The organism is Janibacter sp. CX7, from assembly GCF_024362365.1.
Lineage (GTDB): Bacteria > Actinomycetota > Actinomycetes > Actinomycetales > Dermatophilaceae > Janibacter.
In genome coordinates this window covers 2,996,154-3,018,667 of sequence record NZ_CP101464.1, presented here as the reverse complement: position 1 = coordinate 3,018,667, position 22,514 = coordinate 2,996,154, and the positions used below count along the sequence as shown (strand labels likewise).

The 22,514-nt window shown below is 72.1% G+C and carries 21 protein-coding genes and 1 pseudogene; 16 read left to right on the top strand and 6 right to left on the bottom strand.

From position 1 onward, the window contains the following. Positions 1–19 precede the first annotated feature (19 nt). The 4 genes from NMQ01_RS14850 to NMQ01_RS14835 are packed head-to-tail and all read left to right on the top strand — an operon-like array spanning position 20 to position 3,973. A complete protein-coding gene (locus tag NMQ01_RS14850) occupies positions 20–574 on the top strand; it encodes an RNA polymerase sigma factor (RefSeq protein WP_255184675.1) in 555 nt (184 codons plus the stop codon). Then, the gene (locus NMQ01_RS14845) at positions 571–1,365 is read left to right on the top strand and encodes an anti-sigma factor (RefSeq protein WP_255184674.1); all 795 of its coding nucleotides are present in this window, start codon (positions 571–573) and stop codon (positions 1,363–1,365) included. Before NMQ01_RS14850 ends, NMQ01_RS14845 begins: the two co-directional genes overlap by 4 nt. Positions 1,366–1,388: 23 nt before the next feature. Continuing rightward, complete coding sequence (locus NMQ01_RS14840) at positions 1,389–3,266, top strand: DUF294 nucleotidyltransferase-like domain-containing protein (protein ID WP_255184673.1); 1,878 nt, start codon at positions 1,389–1,391, stop codon at positions 3,264–3,266. Next, a complete protein-coding gene (locus tag NMQ01_RS14835) occupies positions 3,263–3,973 on the top strand; it encodes a 3'-5' exonuclease (protein ID WP_255184672.1) in 711 nt (236 codons plus the stop codon). Before NMQ01_RS14840 ends, NMQ01_RS14835 begins: the two co-directional genes overlap by 4 nt. A 100-nt stretch (positions 3,974–4,073) precedes the next feature. Here NMQ01_RS14835 and NMQ01_RS14830 read toward each other — a convergent pair whose 3' ends face one another. After that, entirely contained in the window at positions 4,074–5,237 is a 1,164-nt protein-coding gene (locus NMQ01_RS14830) for a S1 family peptidase (RefSeq protein ID WP_255184671.1), read from the bottom strand. Between the two features lie 310 nt (positions 5,238–5,547). On the opposite strand from NMQ01_RS14830, the gene ahpC reads away from it, so the two are divergent. From ahpC to NMQ01_RS14810, 4 genes are all read left to right on the top strand, one after another. Continuing rightward, complete coding sequence (ahpC, locus tag NMQ01_RS14825) at positions 5,548–6,114, top strand: alkyl hydroperoxide reductase subunit C (RefSeq protein WP_068312120.1); 567 nt, start codon at positions 5,548–5,550, stop codon at positions 6,112–6,114. A 125-nt stretch (positions 6,115–6,239) separates the two neighbouring features. Beyond that, complete coding sequence (gene ahpF / locus NMQ01_RS14820) at positions 6,240–7,919, top strand: alkyl hydroperoxide reductase subunit F (protein WP_255184670.1); 1,680 nt, start codon at positions 6,240–6,242, stop codon at positions 7,917–7,919. Between the two features lie 50 nt (positions 7,920–7,969). After that, positions 7,970–8,398, top strand: coding sequence for a cupin domain-containing protein (locus tag NMQ01_RS14815; RefSeq protein WP_255184669.1), 429 nt, complete (start codon positions 7,970–7,972; stop codon positions 8,396–8,398). A 91-nt stretch (positions 8,399–8,489) separates the two neighbouring features. Beyond that, positions 8,490–9,305, top strand: a complete 816-nt coding sequence (locus tag NMQ01_RS14810) for an alpha/beta fold hydrolase (RefSeq protein ID WP_255184668.1) — start codon at positions 8,490–8,492, stop codon at positions 9,303–9,305. 701 nt (positions 9,306–10,006) lie between these two features. Here NMQ01_RS14810 and NMQ01_RS14805 read toward each other — a convergent pair. The 3 genes from NMQ01_RS14805 to NMQ01_RS14795 are packed head-to-tail and all read right to left on the bottom strand — an operon-like array spanning position 10,007 to position 13,371. Beyond that, positions 10,007–12,595, bottom strand: a complete 2,589-nt coding sequence (locus NMQ01_RS14805) for a multicopper oxidase domain-containing protein (RefSeq protein WP_255184667.1) — start codon at positions 12,593–12,595, stop codon at positions 10,007–10,009. A 47-nt stretch (positions 12,596–12,642) separates the two neighbouring features. After that, positions 12,643–13,104 (bottom strand): hemerythrin domain-containing protein, encoded by a 462-nt coding sequence (locus tag NMQ01_RS14800; protein ID WP_255184666.1) that lies wholly within the window; start codon positions 13,102–13,104, stop codon positions 12,643–12,645. Positions 13,105–13,110: 6 nt separating this feature from the next. Further along, positions 13,111–13,371, bottom strand: coding sequence for a DUF2249 domain-containing protein (locus NMQ01_RS14795; RefSeq protein WP_255184665.1), 261 nt, complete (start codon positions 13,369–13,371; stop codon positions 13,111–13,113). Between the two features lie 74 nt (positions 13,372–13,445). On the opposite strand from NMQ01_RS14795, the gene NMQ01_RS14790 reads away from it, so the two are divergent. The 8 genes and pseudogenes from NMQ01_RS14790 (at position 13,446) to NMQ01_RS14760 (ending at position 21,635) form a co-directional block, all read left to right on the top strand. Beyond that, positions 13,446–14,108, top strand: a complete 663-nt coding sequence (locus NMQ01_RS14790; protein ID WP_255184664.1) for a metalloregulator ArsR/SmtB family transcription factor — start codon at positions 13,446–13,448, stop codon at positions 14,106–14,108. A gap of 9 nt (positions 14,109–14,117) precedes the next feature. Further along, positions 14,118–14,925: pseudogene (locus NMQ01_RS16010) on the top strand (FAD-dependent oxidoreductase); the annotation flags it as partial. Positions 14,926–15,048: 123 nt separating this feature from the next. Continuing rightward, entirely contained in the window at positions 15,049–15,417 is a 369-nt protein-coding gene (locus NMQ01_RS16005; RefSeq protein ID WP_369694865.1) for a hypothetical protein, read from the top strand. A gap of 42 nt (positions 15,418–15,459) precedes the next feature. After that, positions 15,460–17,136 carry an NAD(P)/FAD-dependent oxidoreductase gene (locus tag NMQ01_RS14780; protein WP_255184663.1) on the top strand — a complete coding sequence of 559 codons (1,677 nt, stop codon included), beginning with the start codon at positions 15,460–15,462 and terminating at the stop codon, positions 17,134–17,136. Next, a complete protein-coding gene (locus NMQ01_RS14775) occupies positions 17,133–17,984 on the top strand; it encodes an SDR family oxidoreductase (RefSeq protein WP_255184662.1) in 852 nt (283 codons plus the stop codon). The genes NMQ01_RS14780 and NMQ01_RS14775 overlap by 4 nt, the downstream gene beginning before the upstream one ends. A gap of 19 nt (positions 17,985–18,003) precedes the next feature. After that, the gene (locus NMQ01_RS14770; RefSeq protein WP_369694817.1) at positions 18,004–18,996 is read left to right on the top strand and encodes an NAD(P)H-dependent flavin oxidoreductase; all 993 of its coding nucleotides are present in this window, start codon (positions 18,004–18,006) and stop codon (positions 18,994–18,996) included. 246 nt (positions 18,997–19,242) lie between these two features. Beyond that, positions 19,243–20,073, top strand: a complete 831-nt coding sequence (locus tag NMQ01_RS14765) for an aldo/keto reductase (protein WP_255184661.1) — start codon at positions 19,243–19,245, stop codon at positions 20,071–20,073. Further along, positions 20,070–21,635 (top strand): acyl-CoA synthetase, encoded by a 1,566-nt coding sequence (locus tag NMQ01_RS14760; RefSeq protein ID WP_255184660.1) that lies wholly within the window; start codon positions 20,070–20,072, stop codon positions 21,633–21,635. Before NMQ01_RS14765 ends, NMQ01_RS14760 begins: the two co-directional genes overlap by 4 nt. A 3-nt stretch (positions 21,636–21,638) precedes the next feature. On the opposite strand, the gene NMQ01_RS14755 is transcribed toward NMQ01_RS14760, so the two are convergent. Together NMQ01_RS14755 and NMQ01_RS14750 are read right to left on the bottom strand one after the other, a co-directional pair. Then, entirely contained in the window at positions 21,639–22,154 is a 516-nt protein-coding gene (locus tag NMQ01_RS14755; protein ID WP_255184659.1) for an SRPBCC family protein, read from the bottom strand. After that, on the bottom strand, positions 22,151–22,480 hold the full coding sequence (locus NMQ01_RS14750; RefSeq protein WP_255184658.1) for a helix-turn-helix transcriptional regulator: 330 nt from the start codon (positions 22,478–22,480) through the stop codon (positions 22,151–22,153). The genes NMQ01_RS14755 and NMQ01_RS14750 overlap by 4 nt, the downstream gene beginning before the upstream one ends. Positions 22,481–22,514: the final 34 nt, after the last annotated feature.

Below are 22,514 nucleotides of genomic sequence, written 5' to 3'. Positions count from 1 at the left end.
CCGCCCTATAGTGACTCGCGTGACCGGTGATCCCGTGCAGGCGGCCATGGGTGAGGACCTGATGCACCGACTGGTCGACGGGGACGAGTCAGCCCTCGCCGAGGCCTACCAGCGGTTCGGCGCGCTGGTGCACACCATCGCCCAGCGTTCGGTCGGCGAGCACCACGAGGCCGAGGACATCACGCAGCAGGTCTTCGTCGCATTGTGGAAGGGGCGCGCCTCTCTCGACCCGGGAGGCGGCTCGCTGGGTGGGTGGCTTGCCACGGTGACCCGAAGAAGGTGCGCCGACCTGCACGCCGCACGTGCCCGCCGCTCGCGTGACGAGCGCGCCTTCGTCCATGAGGCGGGCCCATCGGTCACCGCGGCCCAGGACGTGGTGGAACAGGTGTACCTGGCCGACGCCCTGCAGGCGCTCGGGGACCCGCGGGCCACGATCATCCGCATGGCGGTCATCGACGACCGACGCCACGAGGACATCGCCCAGACGCTGCAGCTGCCACTGGGCACCGTCAAGAGTCATGTCAGGAGAGGTTTGACCCACCTGCGCAAGCACCTCGAGGAGGTGAACCGATGACCCGTCTCGCACCCGTCCCCGACGACCATCTCCCGGAGGACCGTCTGATCGACCTCGCGCTGGGCGAGTCCGCGTCGCCGCAGGAGAGCCAGCACGTCGACGACTGCGACCAGTGCCGTGAAGGCCTGGAGTCATACGTGCACACCGTCGCGGTGACCCGTGAGGCGGCGACCACCACGCTCACCCCACCCCCGTCCACGACGTGGTCGCGGATCCGGGCGGAGATCGATGACGCCGGAGAGGTCGACCCGGCATCGTCCGAGGGCGCGGCTGCGGACTCCCAGGGGATCCAGTCCCCAACCGGGCGTAGTGACGGTCGAGCCGCTCGCGGGTACGGCCGCACCGGGCGTCGACCTGCCGTGACATGGCTGGTCGCGGCGTGCATCGCCGGCCTCCTCGTCGGGGTGGGTGGCAGCCAGCTGGCCGACCGTCTGGGTGAACCGGATCAGCGCACGATCGCTTCGGCCGAGCTGGACACCCTCGACACCGGCGAGTCGCGGGGCGTCGCCACGGTCGAGCAGCGCGAGGGCAGGGTCTCGCTGGAGGTCTCCGCCGCGGAGGTCACGGTCCCTGATGGCTACGCCGAGGTCTGGTTGATCAACCGTGACGGCAAGCGGATGGTCTCGGTGGGAGTCCTCGACGGCTCGCAGGGTGCGGAGTCCTTCCCCATCACCCAGGACCTGCTCGACCAGGGCTACGTGGTCGTCGACATCTCGCACGAGGCCTACGACGACCAGCCCGAGCACTCCGGTGACAGCTTGGTGCGCGGATCCCTGACCGACCAGGCGTGACCGCGAGCCTGCCACCATGGGGCATGGCCGAGACCGAGCTGACGGAGGTCGTCGACTTCCTGGCGCTGCACGCCCCCTTCGACGCGCTGCCCCATCGGGTGCGGCATGACCTGGCCGGCCGGCTGACGGTCCGCTACCACCGGCGCGGCAGCCACCTGATGACGGTCGGCCGGGACAGCGACGAGCTGATGATCATCCGGTCCGGTGCGATCGAGACGCATGACGCGGAGGGCCGGCTCGTCTTCCGCGGCGCGGAGGGCTCGGCCTGTGGCTCGACGACCCTCGTGGGCCGCAACCCGTCCCGCTTCGACGTCGTCGCCATCGAGGACACGCTCGCCCTGCACCTGCCGGCCGAGGTCTTCCACGAGCTGCGGCGGGAGCACGAGGTCTTCGCCGAGCACTTCGAAGGGGAACGCGCCGGGCTCCTGCGCGCGGCCGCCACCGCCGTCGCGACGGGCCGGCACGGCGAGCCGATCCTCCGGACGTCAGCGCGCGACCTGGCGCACCGGGCGCCGGTCACCGTGCGCGCGGACGGGGAGATCGCGCAGGCTGCGCGGACCATGACCGACGAAGGGGTCTCCAGCCTGCTCGTCGTCGAGGGCGAGCGACTCGTGGGCATCCTCACCGACCGCGACCTGCGCCGTCGGGTCCTCGCCGCCGGCGTCGACCCCAGGCAGCCCGTGAGCGACGTGATGACGAGTGACCCGGTCGTGGCGCCGGCCGACGCGTCGGCGCTCGAGCTGCTGCTCACGATGACCGAGGCCAATGTGCACCACCTGCCGGTGGTCGAGGGCGGCGCACCGGTGGGCGTGGTGACGACGACGGACCTCATGCGCCTCGAGCGGGTGAGCGCCGTGCACATCGTCGGCGACGTCGCCAAGCAGACCGATGTCGCCGGCGTGGTCGACTTCGCGGCCCGGACACCGAGGCTCGTGCAGCAGCTGCTCGAGCAGGACGTGAGCGCCGACGACATCACCCGGGTCGTCACGTCGGTCGGCGACGCGGTCGAGCGCCGGCTCATCGCCCTCGCCCACGAGGACCTCGCGGCCCGCGGGATGGGGCCGGCGCCCCGGATGTGCTGGATGGTCCTCGGGTCACGGGCACGCCACGAGCAGGCGCTCGGCAGCGACCAGGACCACGCGGTGATCATCGCCGACGACGCGCCGGAGAGGGCAGAGGACTACGTCGCGGCCCTCGCCGAGCAGGTCGTCGCCGGGTTGGAGGCGGCCGGGCACCCCCGCTGCCCCGGGGACGTCATGGCGACCAATCCGCGCTGGCACCAGCGGCTCTCGGGGTGGCGCGCCGAGTTCGCCCAGTGGCTCGACGAGCCGGTCCCCGATGCCGTGCTCGGCGCGAGCATCTTCTTCGACTCCCGGCCGCTGGCGGGCGACCACGAGCTGCACGCCGCCCTCGTCAACGAGGTCGCCGGACGGCTGCCCGGGGCGCGCAACCTCCTCGGGCACCTGACCGCGCAGGCCGTCGACAACGATCCGCCGCTCGGCTTCTTCCGCGGCTTCGTCCTCGGGCGCAGCGGTGAGCACAAGGACCTGCTCGACCTCAAGCGCGGCGGCGTCGGGGCCATCGTCGACCTCGCCCGGGTCCATGCGCTCGCCGCGGGCCTGACGGTCGTCAACACCCGGGCCCGCCTGCGTGCCGTCGCCGGACCGGGTGGACTCGCGCCCGAGACGGCGGAGGGCCTCGTCGACGCCCTCGAGTTCATCTCCCACGTGCGTCTGGCACACCAGTCCCGACAGCAGGAGGCCGGCCTGCCCGTCACCTCGTGGATCTCGCCCGACGACCTGACGACCTTCGATCGGCGCGCCCTACGGGAGGCCTTCCACGTCGTGCGCCGGGCCCAGCGTGCGCTGGCCCAGTGGCACCCCGGGCAGCGCTGGACATGATCTGGCGTGGAGGTGCGCGCGGTGGGAGAGAGGCCCGACGCCGGGAGGCCGCGGCCCGGCGCGCGCCGGCCGGCCCGCTGCGGGACCACCTGACGGTCCCGACGCCGACGCCCGGGACCCCGGTGGCCGAGCTGCCGCTGCTCGCCGTCGACCTCGAGACGACCGGCCTGGACCCGGGCCGGGACCGGATCGTCGCGATCGCGTGGGTGCCCATCGACAGGCTGGGCGTGGTCCTCGGGGGCGCCGGACGTCTCGTCGTCAGGCCGGGATCGGACGTCGGTGAGTCCGCGACCCTCCACGGACTGACCGATGATGCGGTGGCCGCAGGGGTGCCATCGGGCGAGGCCCTCGCGCGGCTGCTCGATGCCTTGGCCGGTCGGGTGCTGCTCGCCCACCACGCCGGTCTCGAGGCGGGTTTCATCTCGGCCGAGTGCGCGCGGGTCTTCGGCTCCCCCTTCGTCCCACCGTCCGTGGACACGATGCGGCTGCAGCGTCGGGTCCTCGAGGGACCGCTCGGCACCGGACCCGAGCCCGCAGGCGGTGAGCTGCGGCTCGCGGCCGCGCGCCAGCGCTTCGGCCTGCCCCGCTACCGCGCCCACGACCCGCTAGCCGACGCACTCGGGTGCGCGGAGCTCTACCTCGCCCAGGTGGCCGAGCTCGCCCTTCGCTCGCGCACGCCCTTGACCCTCGCGGACGTGTCCGGCTGAGGGCCCCACATTGCATCCCCCTACGGCAATGCGGTCTCTCGACATCGAGACTCTGCATTGCCATAGGGGGATGCGAAGGGTCGAGCGTGGGTGAGGAGGGTCAGTTCGCCGTGTCGATCGTGACGCCGTAGTAGTTCGCCGCGTCGACGACCGGCTGGTAGAAGCTGTAGGAGCCGGCCGCGTAGCCGCGGTTGTACCCGCAGTCGGCACCGACGGGACCGCCGGAGGTCATGCCCTGGGCGAGGTTGCCGACGCCGATGTAGGCGCCACCGGAGTCGCCGCCCTCCGTGCACACGCTCGCCTCGGCGAGGCCGGAGACGATGGTGCCGCCGTAGTTGACGGTGCGGTTGTAGGCCTTGATCGTGCCGCAGGTCCAGCCCGTCGTGTTGCCGGCCTTGCAGATCTCGGAGCCGACCGCGTTCTTGCTCGCGCCCTGGACGGCGTAGTACCCGGAGTGGCCGCGGCTGTCGACGTAGGGCTGGCCGACGTCCTCGGAGTCGATGTCCATCAGGCCCATGTCGACGCTGCTGTAGCCCTCGTGGAAGCGGGTGTGGGTGCCCCGCCCGATGTGGGTGCCGTTGGCGTCGAGGATGTCCGGCAGGCCCTCGACGCAGTGGCCGGCGGTGAGCAGGACGTTGTTGCCGCTGGACGTCTTGCCCGGGTAGCCGAGCGAGCAGTTGGTCCCGGGGGAGAGGTCCATGATCCGGCCCGGGACGACGTCGGCCTGCGTCGTCAGCTCGTCGGCGGTCGTCACGGTCACCCGGTCCATGGCCGCGATGCGCTGGCGAAGGGAGTCGGGTGCGTCCGCGGCGATCCGCACCTCGACGACGCCCTGCTGCAGGTCGGGTCCGACGGTGACGACGTGCTTCGAGGCGCCGGCCTGGCCCAGCACCTTGGTCGCGACGCGGTCCAGATCCCGTTGTCCCACAGCGGTGCTCGGGCGCAGCCCGGCGGCACGGACCTTCGCGGCGTCGGCTGCGGAGTCGACCCCGACGACGAGCTGGGTGCCGTCGAACCACGCGCCGTCGGCCGTGACCCCCTTCGCCTCGAGCGATCGGAGCGTGGCCTGCTTGGTGTCCTTGGTCGCCAGGTAGGCGCGTGCCTGTGCCCGGGTCTTGCCGTCGCGCTCCATGACGTAGGAGGTCATCGGGTCCTGCGTGGAGACCCCGCCGTCGGGCACGGGGGCCGCGGTGGCGGCCGGGGCGAGGAGCGTGCCGGCGCCGGCGAGGGCGGCGGTGAGCATCAGGGTGCTGCGCGAGGTCATGGGGTTCTCCTTCGGTGGCGAGCCGGGGTGTCCGGCCGATGAGTCGAAGGTGGCGGGCCGATGTGACCCGCGCCATGCCACCTGACCGAATCCGGGACCGGCTGGCGATATCCCGACCGCTGGGGCGGTCCCCCCTGACTCTTGCCGGGTGAGTTCGCGCCCTTCACACGCAGGGTTCACGTCGATGTCGCCGCCCCGGTTTGCATCGAAGGAGGGCCTTGGCTAATCTGGATTCGTTCCAATCAACGGAGCGGTCAAGTCCGCGCCGGATGGAGCGACCTGAACCCGAGAGATGCACAGGAGACCACGCATGTCCCTCATCAACACCCAGATCAAGCCCTTCCAGGCGACCGGCTACATCAACGGCGAGTTCAAGGACTTCTCCGAGGCCGACATCGCCGGCAAGTGGGCGATCTTCTTCTTCTACCCGGCCGACTTCACCTTCGTCTGCCCGACGGAGCTCGAGGACCTCGCGGCCGAGTACGACGCGGAGCTCAAGGGCCTGGGCGTCGAGGTCTTCTCCGTCTCGACCGACACGCACTTCACGCACAAGGCGTGGCACGAGACCTCCGACGCCGTCGGCAAGGTGACCTACCCGATGCTCGGCGACCCGACCGCCACCATCTCGCGCAACTTCGACATCCTGCGCGAGGACGAGGGCCTGGCCAACCGCGGCACCTTCCTCGTCGACCCCGACGGTGTCATCCAGTTCCTCGAGATCACCGCTGAGGGCATCGGCCGCAATGCCAAGGAGCTCGTCCGCAAGGTCAAGGCCGCGCAGTACGTCCGCAACAACCCCGGCGAGGTCTGCCCGGCCAAGTGGGAAGAGGGCGCCGAGACCCTCGCCCCCTCGCTGGACCTCGTCGGCAAGATCTGATCGAGCCTCTCCGCTCGACCTGATCGCCGTCACGCACGGTGCATCTCTGGTGGGGGCGGCGCTCGCCGCCGCCCCCACCCGCCCCCAGCCACACCCCCTTCGTCCCTGCAGGAGTCGCTCGCACCATGGCCCTCGACCAGAACCTCGCCACCCAGCTCAAGGCCTACCTCGACAACCTCCGCGAGCCGATCGAGCTCGTCGTGAGCCTCGACGAGGGCCCCAAGTCCCGTGAGCTCGACGAGCTGATCGTCGAGATCGAGGGGATGAGCGACCTCATCACCCGCCGGGTGGCCGAAGGGAGCGACCTCGACGAGCGTGTCCCCTCCTTCGCGATCACCCGCGTGTCCGACCCGCAGGTGTCCGTGCGCTTCGCCGGCATCCCGATGGGCCACGAGTTCACCTCCCTCGTCCTGGCGCTGCTCCAGGTCGGCGGGCACCCGAGCAAGGCCGCGCAGGACGTCATCGAGCAGATCAAGGGTCTGGCCGGTGAGCACCACTTCGAGACCTTCTTCTCGCTCAGCTGCCAGAACTGCCCGGACGTCGTCCAGGCCCTCAACCTCATGAGCGTGCTCAACCCCGGCATCACCCACACCGCCATCGACGGCGCCGTCTTCCCCGAGGAGGCCGAGCGCCGCGGCGTGCTCGCCGTGCCGACCGTCTTCGTGGACGGCGAGTCCTTCGGCTCCGGCCGCATGGAGCTCGCCGAGATCGTCGCCAAGGTCGACGAGCTGGCCGGTGGCGACTCCGCGGCCCGCGCCGCCGAGGAGCTGTCGGCCCGCGAGCCCTACGACGTCCTCGTCGTCGGCGGCGGTCCCGCCGGCGCCTCCGCCGCGATCTACGCGGCGCGCAAGGGGATCCGCACGGGTTTGCTCGCCGAGCGCTTCGGCGGTCAGGTCCTCGACACCATGGCGATCGAGAACCTCGTCTCCGTCCCGCACACCGAGGGCCCGAAGCTCGCGGCCGACCTCGAGCGCCACGTGGGCGAGTACGAGGTCGACATGATCCGCAGCCAGACCGCGGCCGGCCTGTCCGCCGGCGACGACGGGCTGACGGTCGTCGACCTCGCCAACGGCGCCGCGCTCAAGGGCAAGACGGTTGTCCTCGCGACCGGTGCCCGCTGGCGCACCATGGGTGTCCCCGGCGAGGAGGAGTACCGCAACAAGGGCGTCACCTTCTGCCCGCACTGCGACGGTCCGCTCTTCAAGGGCAAGCGCATCGCCGTCATCGGCGGCGGCAACTCCGGCGTCGAGGCTGCGATCGACCTCGCGGGCATCGTCGGTCACGTGACGCTCGTCGAGTTCATGGACGAGATGCGCGCCGACGAGGTGCTCCAGCGCAAGCTGCGCTCGCTGCCCAACGTCGACATCCGCCTCGGCACGAAGACGACCGAGGTCGTCGGCGACGGTGGCAAGGTCACTGGCATCGTCGTTGAGCCCCGCGACGGCGGCGAAGGGGAGACCCTCGCCCTGGAGGGTGTCTTCGTCCAGATCGGCCTGCTGCCCAACACCGAGTGGCTCGGTGACGCGGTCGAGCTCTCCGAGCGCGGCGAGATCGTCATCGACGGCGTCGGCCGGACCAACCTGCCGGGCGTCTTCGCCGCGGGCGACTGCACGGTCGAGCCCTACAAGCAGATCGTCACCGCCCTGGGTGCCGGGTCGACGGCCTCGCTGAGCGCCTTCGACCACCTGATCCGCACGAGCGCCCCGAGCGAGGAGGCCGCGGTCGCGGCGACCAAGGCCGCCGACGGCCCGCTCGAGGCCGGCGACCAGATCGACGTCCCCGACTCGGTGGGCGCCTCGGCCTGACCCACCGCTACCGTCGCCGTCATCCCCCTTCGACCACACCAGGAGTGCGCATGAGCGAGCAGATCGACCTCTCCGACCACGGACCCGCCCCCTATGTCGTCGACATCGAGTCGGCCACCCTGCAGAACACGAACTACCGCTCCACGCTCTGGACCGGCACCAACCTGCAGCTGACCGTCATGGCGATCGCCCCCGGTGACGACATCGGCCTCGAGGTCCACGAGGACCACGACCAGTTCCTGCGGGTCGAGGAGGGCCGTGGCCGCGCCCAGATGGGGCCGGCCGAGGACGACCTCTCGTTCGACCGCGAGGTCGGCGACGACGACATCATCATGGTGCCGGCGGGTCAGTGGCACAACGTCACCAACATCGGCGACGTGCCGCTGAAGGTCTACTCCCTCTACGGGCCGCCGGAGCACGTGCACGGCACGGTCCACGCCGCCAAGGCCGACCAGGACGCGGACCCCAACGAGCACTGATCCACCGACGAAGGGTGGGGCGCACGTGACGTGCGTCCCACCCTTCGTCGTCGGTCTGGCGCCCGAGGTGACCCCTCAGTAACCTCCGCTCATGCAGAGTCGCATCGAGTACACCCGCCACGAGGGCTCCGGGGAGCCCGTCGTCCTCATCCACGGCATCGGCCACCGGCGGCAGGCCTGGGGTGAGGTCCCGGAGATGCTCGCGGCGCGCGGTCACGACGTCTACGTCGTCGACCTGCCCGGCCACGGCGAGTCGCCTAGGCCGACCCGCCCCGACGGCTGGTCGATGGGCAGCCACGCGGAGCAGTTCGAGCGGTTCTTCCGCGAGCTGGGCATCGACCGGCCGCACGTGATCGGCAACTCCCTCGGTGGCGCGATGGTCCTCGAGATGGCCGCCCGTGAGGGCGTCGTCAGGAGCGCGACCGCGCTGTCGCCGGCCGGGTTCTTCCCGCCGTGGCACCTGCCCAACATCGCGGCCAACCTGCTCTTCATGAAGGTCGGAAGCCACCTGCCCGAGGCCGTCCACCGCCGGCTCAATTCCTACCCGTGCTTCCGCAAGCTCGCCTTCCGCTCCCTCTACAAGCACCCCGACAAGGTCACCCTCGAGGACGCGGTCGGCGACACCCTCAACCTGCGTCGGGCCAAGGGCTTCTGGCCGCACTTCGTCCGCGCGACCTTCCTGCGCACGACCCGCCACCTCGTCGTCCCGACGACCATCGCCTGGGGCGACGGCGACCGGTTGCTGCTGCCCTCGGAGGCCCGCGCCGCCCGCGAGCGGCTGCCCGAGGCGACCCACGTGCCGCTGCCGGACTGCGGCCACTGCCCGCAGGTCGACCACCCCGAGCTCGTCGTCGACGTCGCGACCGCGACCTTCGCGCGCGCCGACTCGACGCTGCCGGCCGCCTGAGCGCCGGGCCCGTCATCGGTGCGAGTACTCACCGTCACCTCCACGGGATGAGTACTGATGCGCGGGTCACCTCGTCGTGACGCGACGAGGCTCGGTCCCGGCGGCGCAGGCCGCCGGGGACCGGGCACCGGGTCCGGTCCCCGGCGATCAGGAGGAACTGACATGTCCGCTCGACGCGCACGCATCCGCACGACCATCGCCACCCTGCTCACGGCCGGCTCGCTCGCCGCGGCCGGAGCCGCCCTCACCGCAGCACCGGCGCACGCGCAGACGCCCCCGGGGCAGTGCCCTCCGGCGACGAGCCCGCCCTCGCCGAACACGTGGATCGACTCCGCGGGCAACTACCGGGGGGTGCGCAAGATCTCCGACGAGCGGGGCCCGGAGGGCACGATCCCGCTCTGGTCGACACAGGTCTACGAGACCTTCGGCGCCGACTACTACCAGCGCGAGACCTGGGACGTGGACCGCTTCAGGGGGGGCCACGCGCACGGACTGCACCCGCAACGAGCGCGACCCCGAGCCGCCGAAGCCCAGCGGGCGTGGTGGTGGCGGATCGGCCACCCCGATCGGTGGCGGGGGCACCCTGTGGATGACCGGTGGTGGGGACGAGCCGGTGCTCTACGGCAAGGTCGGCGAGGTCGAGCCGATCTGATCACAACACCGACCGGACGCGTCGCGGACGCGTCCGGTCGCTGTACGTCTCAGCGCACCCGGATGGTGCCGCGCGCCCCCTTGTCCCCGTCGCTCATCACGTGGTTGACGAAGGGGTAGTGACCGGCCTCGGGGAAGGTCAGCTCGACGAAGCCGCCCTGGGCGGGCATCAGGCCCAGCGCCTGGGAGCCGGCCGCCGGGCCACCCACGGTGTCCGGTCCCCCGGTGCGGTAGGCGCCCTCGCTCCAGACGGTGTCGAACTGCCCGCCGACGACGTGGAAGGAGACCGGCCGGTCCGGTCCGGCGTCGAGGACCCAGAAGCGCACCCGCTCGCCGACCCTCGCGGTGAGCGGGTCCGCCTCGTACTGGAAGGCGCGGCCGTTGAAGGCGGTCGCCGCCGGGTCGCCGTCGGGTTCCTCGCCGGCATAGAGCTCCGACGCGGTCACCACGTAGGAGCGGTCGACCTCGGGCAGTCCCTCCGGCTCGATGACGACCGCGCCAAACATGCCCTGGGCGATGTGCGTCGCCATCGGCATCGTCGAGCAGTGGTACATCCAGATGCCCGCGCGCTCAGCGGTGAAGGTGTAGGTCAGCCGCTGCCCGGGCGTGATCGTGCGCATCGGCCGGTCCGGCGCGAGCGAGCCGGCGTGGAAGTCGATCGAGTGCCCGATGCTGCCGTCGTTGACCAGCGTGATGACGAAGCGGTCACCGACCCGGCCGTGCAGGGTCGGGCCGGGCGCGGTGCCACCGAAGGTCCAGCGGGTCCGGGTCACACCCGGCGCCACCTTGACCTCCACCTCCTGCACGCGCAGCGTCACCCGGTGGGTACGCGCGTCGGGCAGTGGTGGGAGAGAGGCGTCGTCGGCCTCGAAGCCGTCCGGCCACGTCGCGCCCGTGGTGAGGTCGAAGGGGGTGTCCTCGTTGTCGTGGCCGTCATGGGACGGCGCGTCGGAGGGGGCGGCCTGGGGTGCGCCCGTGACGTCGATCGTCAACGTCATGCCCATCCGCTTGTGCCCGGTCACCGTGCACCACCCCTGGCGGTCGGCGCCGACGACACCGACGTCGAGGGTGGCTGACTCTCCCTTCGCCAGGCGGGGCGTGTGCGTCTCGTCGTCGAGGTAGAGGTCGTGGACGGTGCTGCCGTCCTCGTTGGTCAGCGTGATGACGAGGCGGTCCCCGGCGGGCACCTCGATGCGGGAGGGGCTGAAGGTCATGTCGGCCCGCGCGGTGACGGTCACCTCGGTCGTCTCGCCAGTGGGCGTGACGGCTGCTGCAGGGGCGGCGTCGACGCTCCCGCCGTCGAGGGCCGGTTGGAGTGCGGGGCCGGCGGCCAGGGCGAGGGCCACGAGTGTCACGCCCGCCATGACCTGGGTACGGGGGAAGGGAGGATCGAGGACCCGCGCAGCGTCGGCCCGACCCTGCTTCAGACCTGCGCGACGGTCTTCGGGGGTGGCCAGCGCGGCCTCCCTGCGGGCCGCGACGAGCCGCTTGATCGACGTGAGCATGATCGGGATGAAGGCGACCAGCCCGATGAGGACGAGGGTGGTCAGCACGACGCGGGTGCCGGAGGGGACGGGCAGGAGCGACAGCGCCAACGGCACGTTGATGATGACGATGCGGGTCATGCCGATGCGATCGAAGCTCTCGATGCCGACCCGCACGACCCGTGGGCCACCACCGATGACGGCCGGGACGAGGTGGCTGAGCGCGCCGGTGAGCACCTGCAGGCCGAAACCGACGACGAGCACCGCGGCGACCCGCCCGTAGCCGGAGGCCATGGCGGCGAAGTCGTCCGCGGTCGCCACCCGCCAGCCGACCATGCCGATGCCGACGAGGAACCAGACGGCGCCGGCCATGACGGACCATGCGGCGAAGTGGCGGGGTGGCTTCTGCCGGGTGGGCGCGACGAGGGAGCGGGCGGACCACAGCAGTGCGACGAGGTAGCCGGCCACGCCGGCGAGGAGCAGCCAGCGCCATCCGGCCAGGGCGCCGGTGCACGCGAGCGCGAGACCGAGGACGAGACCCGGCAGCGCCTGGCGGGCGCGGCGCTCGGACGCGTCGTCCATACGGGCGCGCAGGATCGTCGGCCACAGGGTGATGAGCGTGCCGGTGACGGTGATGCCCACCCAGCCGAGCAGGTTGACCAGGGAGTGCGCCAGGAGCAGCCGGGCGTGCATCTCGTCGGTCTGGCCACGAGCGAGGAGCACGCCCAGGGTCGCGCCCACGGGCAGGAAGGCGGCCGAGGCCAGGTAGTGGTGGACGACGATGCGAAATCGTCCGGGCAGTGCGCCGCGCAGCCGGCGCCTCAGTTGCCACGCGTGCCAGATGACGGCGACGCCGACGGCGGTCGCGCCGACGAGGGTCAGCCACCACCACGCCGTCGGCACACCGACGAGGACGGCGATGATCCCCAGGTGCAGCAGGACCAGGCGCCGGTTGTGCGTCGCGCGGACGTCGATGTCGGGTCGGTGCTTGAGGAGCGTCGTCGCGAAGTGCGAGCTCCACACCATGATCGAGTGCGTGATGGCGCCGAGGGCGACCATGTGCACCATCAGCCACGTCGAGTCGGGGACGAAGGGGTGCACGAGCGCTGTGAGGGCGGCGGCGACGAGCCACACTACGCCCGGTCGGTCGCGCATCGCCCACACGCCGGACTGCCCTCGGGGTGGTCCGGCCGGTCGTGCGGTCACTGCGGCGCGAGGGGCGAGACGGGGAAGGCCGCGGCGGTCAGCTCGTCGACCTCGGTCCAGTCGTCGCCGCGCAGGGTCGTGAGCGAGGCGGGGAAGAGGCCGTCCTCCTCACGCTCGATGTGCGACCGCAGCTCCTTGTAGAAGCGGTCGGCCAGGTCGCTCTCGCCGGCGCGGATGCGCTCCAGCAGCTCGTCGAGGGTGACGTGCTCGCCGCAGAGCGCGTCGACGTACTCGGTGAAGTCCTCGTCGCGCCGCAGCACGGTGAACAGGCCGACCTCCTCGGCGTCGGTGTGCGGGGTGAGCAGTGCGGCCACCTCGTCGACGAGCTCGACGACCTCATCGGTGCGCCCGGCCTGCGCTGCGCGTCGCAGCAGTCCGCTGGCGTTGATGATCTGCTCGTGCTCGGCGGTGAAGCGCCCGATGACCCCGATCGACTGGCAGCCGCAGTAGGAGCACACGGTCGGTCAGGAGGCGGCGCGGGTGAGGCGCAGGGTCCACGCCTCCGGGCCGCGCTCGAGGTACTCGACCGACCAGACGCCGGGCTCCAGGCCCTCGATCTGGCGCAGCAGCGGCTGCGGGTCGTGCGGGGCGACGAGGTCGAGGGAGCGGCCCGGGCGGATCGCGGAGAGCGCACCGATGACCGTCGCGTGGCGGATGGAGTGGGGGACCGGGCGCACGTCGAGGGCGGGGATGTCGGTGTCGGCCATGGGGAGGTTCGCAGGCATGGTGGTGGTCCCTTCGTCGTCGGGTGTCAGGATCGGGCGGTGCTTGCCCGACCCCTCTTCAAATTACTACATTCATGACTGTGAAAAATACCACCGCCGGCCCTGCGCCTGCCCCCGAGGGCGACCCCGTCGACCTCGGCGCGGCTGCGCGTGCGGTGCTCGACGTGCTCCGGGAGGCGGGTGGCTCCCTTCGCGTCAGTGACGTCGCCGAGCGGATGGGCACGCACGACAACACGGTCCGCACCCACCTCGCCCAGCTCGTCGAGCGGCGCCTCGCGACCGCGACGACCGCTCCGGCCCAGGGGCGCGGCCGCCCCGCGACGCTCTACGAGGCCGGCCCCCGCCCCGGCGCGCGCACCGCGGAGTACCGGGCGCTCACCAGCGCCTTCGCCGCCGACCTCATCGCCCACGGCGACGGGCCCGAGGTGCGCACGCGGGCCCGCTCCATCGGCCGCGCCTGGGGTGAGCAGATGCGCACGGCTGATGGCGACGCGTCCGCGCGCCTCGATGCGACCCTCGCCGACCTCGGCTTCGGCCCGGTCCGCGAGGGGGAGGTCGTGCGCCTGAGGACCTGCCCCCTCCTCGAGGCGGCGCTCGAGCACCCCGAGGTCATCTGCCAGGTCCACCTGGGCCTCGTGGCCGGCACCCTCGGCCGAAGGGAGGAGGACCCGCCCATCGAGCTGACCCCCTTCGCCGAGCCGGGCGCCTGCCTCCTGCGGGTGCCCGCCGAGCGATAGCGTCGGTGCATCACCCAGAGCGCAGCCCAGGCCACGACCGGGCAGACCGACGTCCTCGTCATCGGCTGGGGCAAGGCCGGCAAGACCCTCGCCGGTGCCCTCGGCCGGGCCGGCCGCAGCGTGACGATCGTCGAGCAGTCCGCCGACATGGTCGGCGGCACCTGCATCAACATCGGCTGCGTCCCGACCAAGGCCTTGGTCCACCAGGCCGAGGAGCGACGGCCCGAGGACGACCCGGCCGCGTGGTTCGGTCGGGCGGTCGACGCGCGCGATGCCCTCATCACCAAGCTCAACGCCGCCAACCGTCAGATGCTCGAGGACGTCGACGCGGTGCGCGTCGTCGTCGGCGGCCGGGCGAGCTTCACCGGCCCCCGGACCGTCCACGTCACCGGCGGGGCGGACGAGCTCGACATCGCCGCCGAGACGGTCATCATCAACACCGGCGCCGTGCGCGCCCGCTCGACGTCCCCGGCGCCGACGGCCCGCGCATCCACGACTCGACGTCGATCCAGCACGCACGGCCCTTCCCGGGCAGCCTGGTGATCGTCGGCGGCGGGCCGATCTCCCTCGAGTTCGCCAGCATGTTCGCCGGCTTTGGTGCGAAGGTCACGGTGCTCGAGCGCGGCGAGCGGATCCTCGCCCGCGAGGACGCCGACGTCGCCGCGTCGGTCGAGCAGGCCCTCGTCGACCGCGGCGTCGAGATCCGCACGGGGACCCAGGTCGTCGCGCTCGAGGACGACGGGGCCTCGACGCCGCCGGGATCGAGACCGATGACTCCGGCGCGATCGTCGTCGACGAGCACCTGCGCACCAGCGTCGAGGGCGTCTTCGCCGTCGGCGACGTCAACGGCGGCCCGCAGCAGACCTACGTCTCCTACGACGACCACCGCATCATCCTCGACCAGCTCACCGGTGAGGGCCGGCGCAGCACGGCCGACCGCGTGGCCGTCCCGACGACGACCTTCGCCACTCCTCCCTTCGCCCGGGTCGGCGCGAGCGAGGAGGAGCTGCGGGCGAAGGGGGTCGACGTCGCCGTCCACGCGAAGCCGGTGGCGAAGATCGCCGCGATGCCGCGGCCGAAGGTCCTCGGCGAGACCCACGGGTTGATCAAGTTCTGCGTCGACCCCGAGACCGACCTCGTCCTCGGGGCCGCGCTGCACACGGTCGACGCCCAGGAGCTCATCAACCTCGTGGCGCTGGCGATGCGCGCCGGGGTGACCGCGAGCGAGCTGCGCGACGGCATCTGGACGCACCCCTCGTCGACCGAGGCCCTCAACGAGGTGTTGGCGGGGCCGCCGCGCGACGCGTAGGTTACTGGTGAGGCAACTAGCCGCACGGCAGGAAGGCACCGCATGACCACCGCGCCCGAGGACACCGCCGTCCGGGACCTGCCGGAGCACGTCGACGTCCTCGTCGTCGGCGCCGGCATCTCCGGGATCGGCGCCGCCCACCGCATCCTGGAGGCCGACCCCGGCGTCGACCTCGTGATCGTCGAGGCGCGCGAGCGCACCGGCGGCACGTGGGACCTCTTCCGCTACCCGGGAGTGCGGTCGGACTCCGACATGTTCACCCTGTCCTTCCCCTTCCGCCCGTGGCAGGGGCGCAAGGCGATCGCCGACGGCGGCGACATCCGCGACTACGTCCGCGAGACCGCCCGCGAGGGCGGCCTCGACGAGCGGACCCACACCGGCTGCCGCGTCGTCTCGCTCGACTGGTCGAGCGAGGCCCAGGAGTGGACGGTGCAGGTCGACACCGCCGCCGGGCGGCGCGAGGTGCGCGCGGCCTGGGTGCACCTCGGCAGCGGCTACTACGACTACGAGCAGGCGCACGACCCGGGCTTCGTCGGTGTCGAGGACTTCCGCGGCACCGTCGTGCACCCGCAGTTCTGGCCGGAGGACCTCGACCACGCCGGGCAGCGGGTCGTCGTCATCGGCTCCGGCGCGACCGCCGTCACCGTTGTGCCGGCGATGGCGCAGACCGCGGCGCACGTGACGATGTTGCAGCGCACGCCGAGCTATGTCTTCTCGCAGCCGGGGGTCGACCCCTTCGTCCAAGTGCTGCGCAAGCGGCTCAGCCCGCAGCGGGTCCAGACCCTGACCCGGATCAAGAACCTCGGACTGCAGACCTTCCTCTACGAGCTCTCGCGCAAGCGCCCGCGGGCGGCCAATGCGATCGTCCTCGGCCAGGCGCGTGCCTTCCTGCCCAAGGAGGTCGTCGACGAGCACTTCACCCCGCCCTACGACGTGTGGGACCAGCGCCTGTGCGCCGTCCCCGACGGGGACCTCTACGCGGCGATCCGCCGCGGTCGCGCCGAGGTCGTCACCGGCCACATCGAGCGCTTCGTCCCCGAGGGGGTCCGTCTCACCGACGGTCGCGTCGTCGAGGCCGACATCGTCGTCACGGCGACGGGCCTGCGGCTGCAGCTGCTCGGCGGCGCGAGCCTGTCGGTCGACGGCGAGCCGGTCGCCCAGGAGCGGGCCTATGCCTACCGCGGCCTGATGCTCGCCGGGGTCCCCAACCTCACGATGACCGTCGGCTACGTCAACGCGTCGTGGACGCTGCGGGCCGACCTCGTCAGCCGCTACGTCGCCCGCCTGCTCGTGCACCTGCGTGACCACGGCCTCGGCGTCGCCGTGCCGGTCGCGCCCGACGGCATGACCGCCGGGCCGATCCTCGACCTCACCTCGGGCTACGTGCAGCGCATCGTCTCGGCCTTCCCCAAGGTCGGCGACCGCGCCCCGTGGACGATGCCGCAGAGCTACGTCAAGGACAAGATCGCCTTCGGCCGCGCCGACGTCACCGAGGACATGTTCTTCGCTCCGCTCGGGGCGAAGGGAGTGTCCCTGCCCCAGGGAGCCGCGGCCCCGGCGCAGCTGCCGCTGCCGGGCAGCTCGAGCAATGTCGACGGGTCCGTCGGCGACGTCGTCGAGGTGCCTGCCGGCGCCGGTCAGGGCGCGACTGCAGAGGGCTCGCCGACGGGCCCGACCACGGATGCGGCCACCGAGGTGCCGGCGGAGATCGTCCGGTGAGCCGGCCAGAGCTCGTCGTCGCCGGCGGCACGGCCGTCGTCACGGGAGCCGCGGGAGGCATGGGTGAGCACATCGCCAAGGGGCTGGCGCGTCGCGGGGCCGACCTCGTCGTCCTCGACCGCGATGCCGCCGGCCTCGAGCGGGTCGTCGCGGAGATCGGCCGGGAGACGCCCGGGGCGAGGGTCACCCCCTTCGTCGTCGACCTGTCGGACCGGGCCGCTGCCGACGAGGTGATCGCCCGCATCCGCGACGAGCACGCCGGCGTGACGATGCTCTTCAACAACGCCGGCGTCGCGGTCGGTGGCCGGTTCGTCGACGTCTCGGCACAGGACTTCGACTGGCTGCTCGAGATCAACCTGCTCGTGCCGATCCGGCTCACCCGGGCGCTGCTGCCGCTCATGCTCGCCAACGGTCAGGGGCAGGTGGTCAACACCTCGAGCCTCTTCGGGCTCATCGGCCCGCCCGGGCAGTCGGCCTACTCGACGAGCAAGTTCGGGCTGCGCGGGTTCAGCGAGTCGCTGCGCAGCGAGCTCGAGGCGGAGGACCAGCCGGTGGGGGTCACGAGCGTGCACCCGGGCGGCATCCGCACCGGCATCGCCAAGAACGCCCGGATCGCCGCGGGGACCGACCCCGACGAGGCCGAGCGCGGACGGGCGGCCTTCGACAAGGTGCTGCGCTACCCGGCCGACCGGGCCGCCGAGGAGATCATCGAGGCCGCCGTCGCCCGGCGCCCCCGGTTGCTCATCGGCAACGACGCCCGCGCGCTCGACGCCGTCGCCCGGCTGCTGCCCGCGCGCTACTGGTCGCTCATGGGTCGAGGGATGGCCCTCGCGGCGAAGCGCCAGTAGCGACTGCCACCATGGGGCCATGACGATGCCCCAGCAGCTCCAGGGCCGACTGCGCCTGCCGATCATCTCCGCGCCGATGTTCCTCGGGTCGGGTGTCGACCTCGTCGTCGGTGCCTGCCGCGCGGGGGTCCTCGGGACCTTCCCCGCGCTCAACCTGCGCACGACCGAGGACTTCGACGGCTGGCTGACCCAGATCGAGGACGCGCTCGCCGAGCCCGGCGATCGGCAGCCGGCTCCCTACGGCGTCAACTTCATCGTGCACAGCAGCAACAAGCGCATCGAGGCCGACCTGGAGCGGATCGTCGCCCACGAGGTGCCGCTCGTCATCACCAGCCTCGGCGCGGCCAAGGAGGTCGTCGACGCGGTCCACTCCTACGGCGGGCTCGTCTTCCACGACGTCACCAATGCCAAGCACGCGGCCAAGGCTGCTGCCGCGGGGGTCGACGGGATCATCCTCGTCGCCGCCGGTGCCGGTGGGCATGCCGGCGGGCTCAACCCCTTCGCCCTGATCAGCGAGGTGCGCGCGGTCTGGGACGGGCCGCTCATCCTCAGCGGTGCCCTGTCGACCGGCCGCGACGTGCTCGCCGCCCAGGCCGCCGGTGCCGACCTGGCCTACATGGGCACGCGATTCCTCGCGACGAGCGAGTCGCTCGTGTCGCAGGAGTACCGCGACATGCTCGTCGGGCACAGTGCCGAGCAGATCGTCTACACCCCGTCGATCAGCACCATCCCGGCGAACTTCCTGCGCGAGAGCATCGTCGCCGCCGGCCTCGACCCCGACCACCTGCCGGTGCCCGAGCGCGTCGACCTCGGCCACGTCACCAACCCGCACGCCGAGGAGCCGCCGAGCACGACCTCGACGACCGCGCCCAAGGCGTGGAAGGAGGTCTGGAGCGCCGGCCAGTCCGTCGCCGGCATCGACTCCGTCGTCCCCGTGGCCGAGCTCGTCGACCAGCTCGAGGCCGAGTACACCCAGGCGAAGGGGGAGCTGCTCGCGGTCCTCGGCGAGTAGGTGAGCCCAGGGAGACGTTCCCCGACCTCCATCCTGGTCGGCTCCCGACGGGGACGGCGTGGCCCTCAGAAGAAGTCCGGTCGCCAACTCTGCAAGACCTTAGGGTCTTGCAGAGTTGGCGACCGGACTTCTTCATGAGTCGGGCCATACCGTCCCCGTCGTCCGCTGGCTGGCGTCGAAGACCCGCCGTGAGCGGGTGCGGAACCCCCCTTCGTCCCGGTGGACCGCGGGGCTAGCGTGGAGGGCATGGCTGAGATCCCCACTCGCGTCCTCGGGGACGGCACGTCGGTGCCGGTCCTCGGATTCGGTACCTACCCCCTGCGCGGGGACGACGGCGTGCGCGCCATCGCGTCGGCGCTCGAGGTGGGCTATCGACTCATCGACACGGCGGTCAACTACCGCAACGAGCGCGAGGTGACCGAGGCGATCCGGGCGAGTGGCGTCGACCGCGGCGATGTCTTCGTCCAGACCAAGGTCCCCGGTCGCGACCACGAGAGCGCCCGCAAGAGCATCGAGACCTCGCTGCAGGTCATGGACCTCGAGTACCTCGACAGCGTGCTCATCCACTGGCCCAACCCCTCGCAGGGGCACTACGTGCAGGCCTGGCAGGGGCTCGTCGAGGCGCGCGAGGCGGGGCTGGTCCGCTCGATCGGCGTCAGCAACTTCACGCCCGCCCACCTCGACGAGATCATCGAGGCGACCGGCGTGACTCCGGCGAGCAACCAGGTCGAGATGCACCCCGCCTTCCCGCAAACGGAGCAGCGGGCCGCCGACGCCGAGCGGGGCATCACGACGCAGGCGTGGAGCCCGATCGGCCGGGGCGAGATCTTCGAGGCGGCTCCCGTGGTGGCCGCCGCCCGGGCCCACGACGTCACGCCCGCCCAGGTCGTCCTGCGCTGGCACCTGCACCTCGGGTCGCTCCCGCTGCCGAAGTCCGGCGACCCGGAGCGCCAGCGGACCAACCTCGAGGTCCTCGGCTTCGACCTCTCCGAGGCCGAGACCGAGGCGATCACCGCGCTCGGCCGTCCCGACGGGCGCCTCTTCGACGCCGACCCGGACCGCCACGAGGAGATGTGAGCGGCCAGCGCTGGCCGGTCCGGCCCGTGCCGGGAGAGGCGGTGCCGTCCCCCTTCGGCATGTCGGCCTACTGCGTCGCCGACCCGGCCGCCCGTGCACCGGGGCGCGACGCGCTCGTCGTCGTCCACGGTGACGACGAGGACTCGCGCTGGACCTTTGCGCAGGTCGACGACGTGGTGCGTGCGGTGGCCGCCGGGTTCCTCGGGCTGGGGTTGGACCCGGGCGACCGGGTGCTGCTGCGCATGGGCAACCGGGCGGAGTTCCCCTTCGTCTTCTTCGGGGCCATCGCGGCCGGGCTCGTCGCCGTGCCGACGAGCGCGCAGCTGACCGCCGACGAGGCCGCCGGGCTGCTCGCAGACAGCGGCGCCCGGGCCGTGGCCCTCGATCCCGACCTCGATCTCGCTGTGCCGCAAGGCATCTCGGTCGTCACCTCCGACGATGTCGACCGGTGGGTGGCCGGCGGCGAGCGGGCCGAGCACGACCTCGGTGACCCCAACCGCCCCGCCTTCATCACCTACACCTCCGGCACGACCGGACGGCCGAAGGGGGTCGTCCACGCCCATCGCAGCGCCTGGGGCCGCCGCCCGATGTACCGCGGCTGGTACGGCCTCGGCGAGGGCGACGTCATGCTCCACGCCGGGGCGCTCAACTGGACCTACACGCTCGGGGTCGGGCTCACCGACCCGTGGGCCAACGCCGCGACCGCCATCGTCTACGACGGCCCGCGCGACGGGCTCGTCTGGCCGCGGATCGTCCACGCGCACCAGGCGACCCATCTCGCGGCGGTCCCCGGGGTCTACCGTCACCTGCTGCGCCACGGCGACCCGGGGGAGTGGGACCTGGGCTCCCTGCGGGCCGCGCTCGTCGCCGGGGAGGCGCTGCCCACGGCACTGCTCGAGGAGTGGGGCGCAGCGACCGGGGTGCCGCTGCACGAGTCGCTCGGCATGAGCGAGATCTCGACCTTCGTCTCGACGGGGCCCGGCATGCCGGTGCGACCCGGCAGCCCGGGGCGGGCGCAGCCGGGCCGGCGCATCGGGGTCCTCGACCCCGAGGTGCTCGAGGACCCGCAGTCCTCGCCCGTAGAGCTCTCGGTCGGCGAGGTCGGCCGTCTGGCGGTCCACCGAGAGGACCCCGGCCTCATGCTCGGCTACTGGCAGCGGCCCGACGAGACGGCCGAGGTCATGCGGGGCGAGTGGTTCGTCACTGGCGATCTCGCGGAGGTCGACGCCGACGGCTACCTGACCTATCACGGCCGTGCTGACGACGTCATGAATGCGATGGGCTACCGGGTCTCCCCGGTCGAGGTCGAGGAGGCGCTCGCCGGGGTGCCGGGCGTCGCCGAGGTGGCCGTCGCCGCCCTCGACGTCGGCGACGGGGTGAGCATCGTGTGCGCCTGGGTCGTGCCGACGCCGGACGTCACCGACCGAGATGCCTTGCGGGACAAGGTGGTCGAGCGAGCGGCCGAGCGGTTGGCTGCCTACAAGCGACCGCGCGAGGTGCGCTTCGCCGACGCGCTGCCCCGCACGGCCAACGGCAAGGTGGTGCGGCGCGACCTGGGCTGAGGCTCAGCCGCGCGCGGTGTAGGTGGCCTCGAGCTCGGGGATGCCGACCTGCTCGAAGATCGCGATCCGCTGCCCGTCGAGCGAGGCAGCGAGCGCGTCGAGGCACATGTGGTACCCCGCGGCATTGCTGGGCCAGCCGCGCTCGGCCGGGTCGACGACGTGGACCCGCGTCACGAGCCGGGTGCCCTCGTTGCTGGGCGTGAGCTCGAAGTGGATCTTCTCGCTGTCCCACATGAAGGCGAAGGTCCGCGGCGGGTCCCACTCGAGGATCTCGCCGGTCAGGGTGGGGGTGTCCTCCGGCTGCTCGTCCGCCTCCGGCCAGAAGGGCAGGGTGACCTGGGCTCCCTTCGCCCGCTCGCCGACGATGTCGGCAGGGAACCAGTCGTGCAGGTGCTCTGACTCGGTGAGCGCGCGCCACACCTTCTGCGGGGCGTGCGCGAGGTGGCGGTCGTAGGTGAGGACGACGGCGGCGCCGTCGCGGGTCACGGTGCCGAGCGGGGTGCTGGTGGACTGGGTCATGACTGCTCCTGGTGGTCGTCCATGGTGTCGAGGTGGCGCTCGAGGTCGTCGAGCCGATCGGCCCAGGCCCTGCGGAAGGGCGCAAGCCACAGGTCGAGGACCAGCAGCTGGTCGGCCTGCACGGCGTAGTGCCGTCGAGGCCCGTCGACGCGAGCGCGGACGAGGTCGGCCTCGCCGAGCTGCTTGAGGTGCTTCGACACGCTGGGTTGGGGCGTGCCGAGCGCGGTGACGAGCTGGCCCACGGTGCGCTCGCCCGCACACAGCTCCTCGAGGATCCGCCGTCGGGTCGGGTCGGCGAGGAGGGTGAAGACGTCGCGCGTGGCCATGCGATGAATATTCCTCTCAAAGCATATGCCTGTC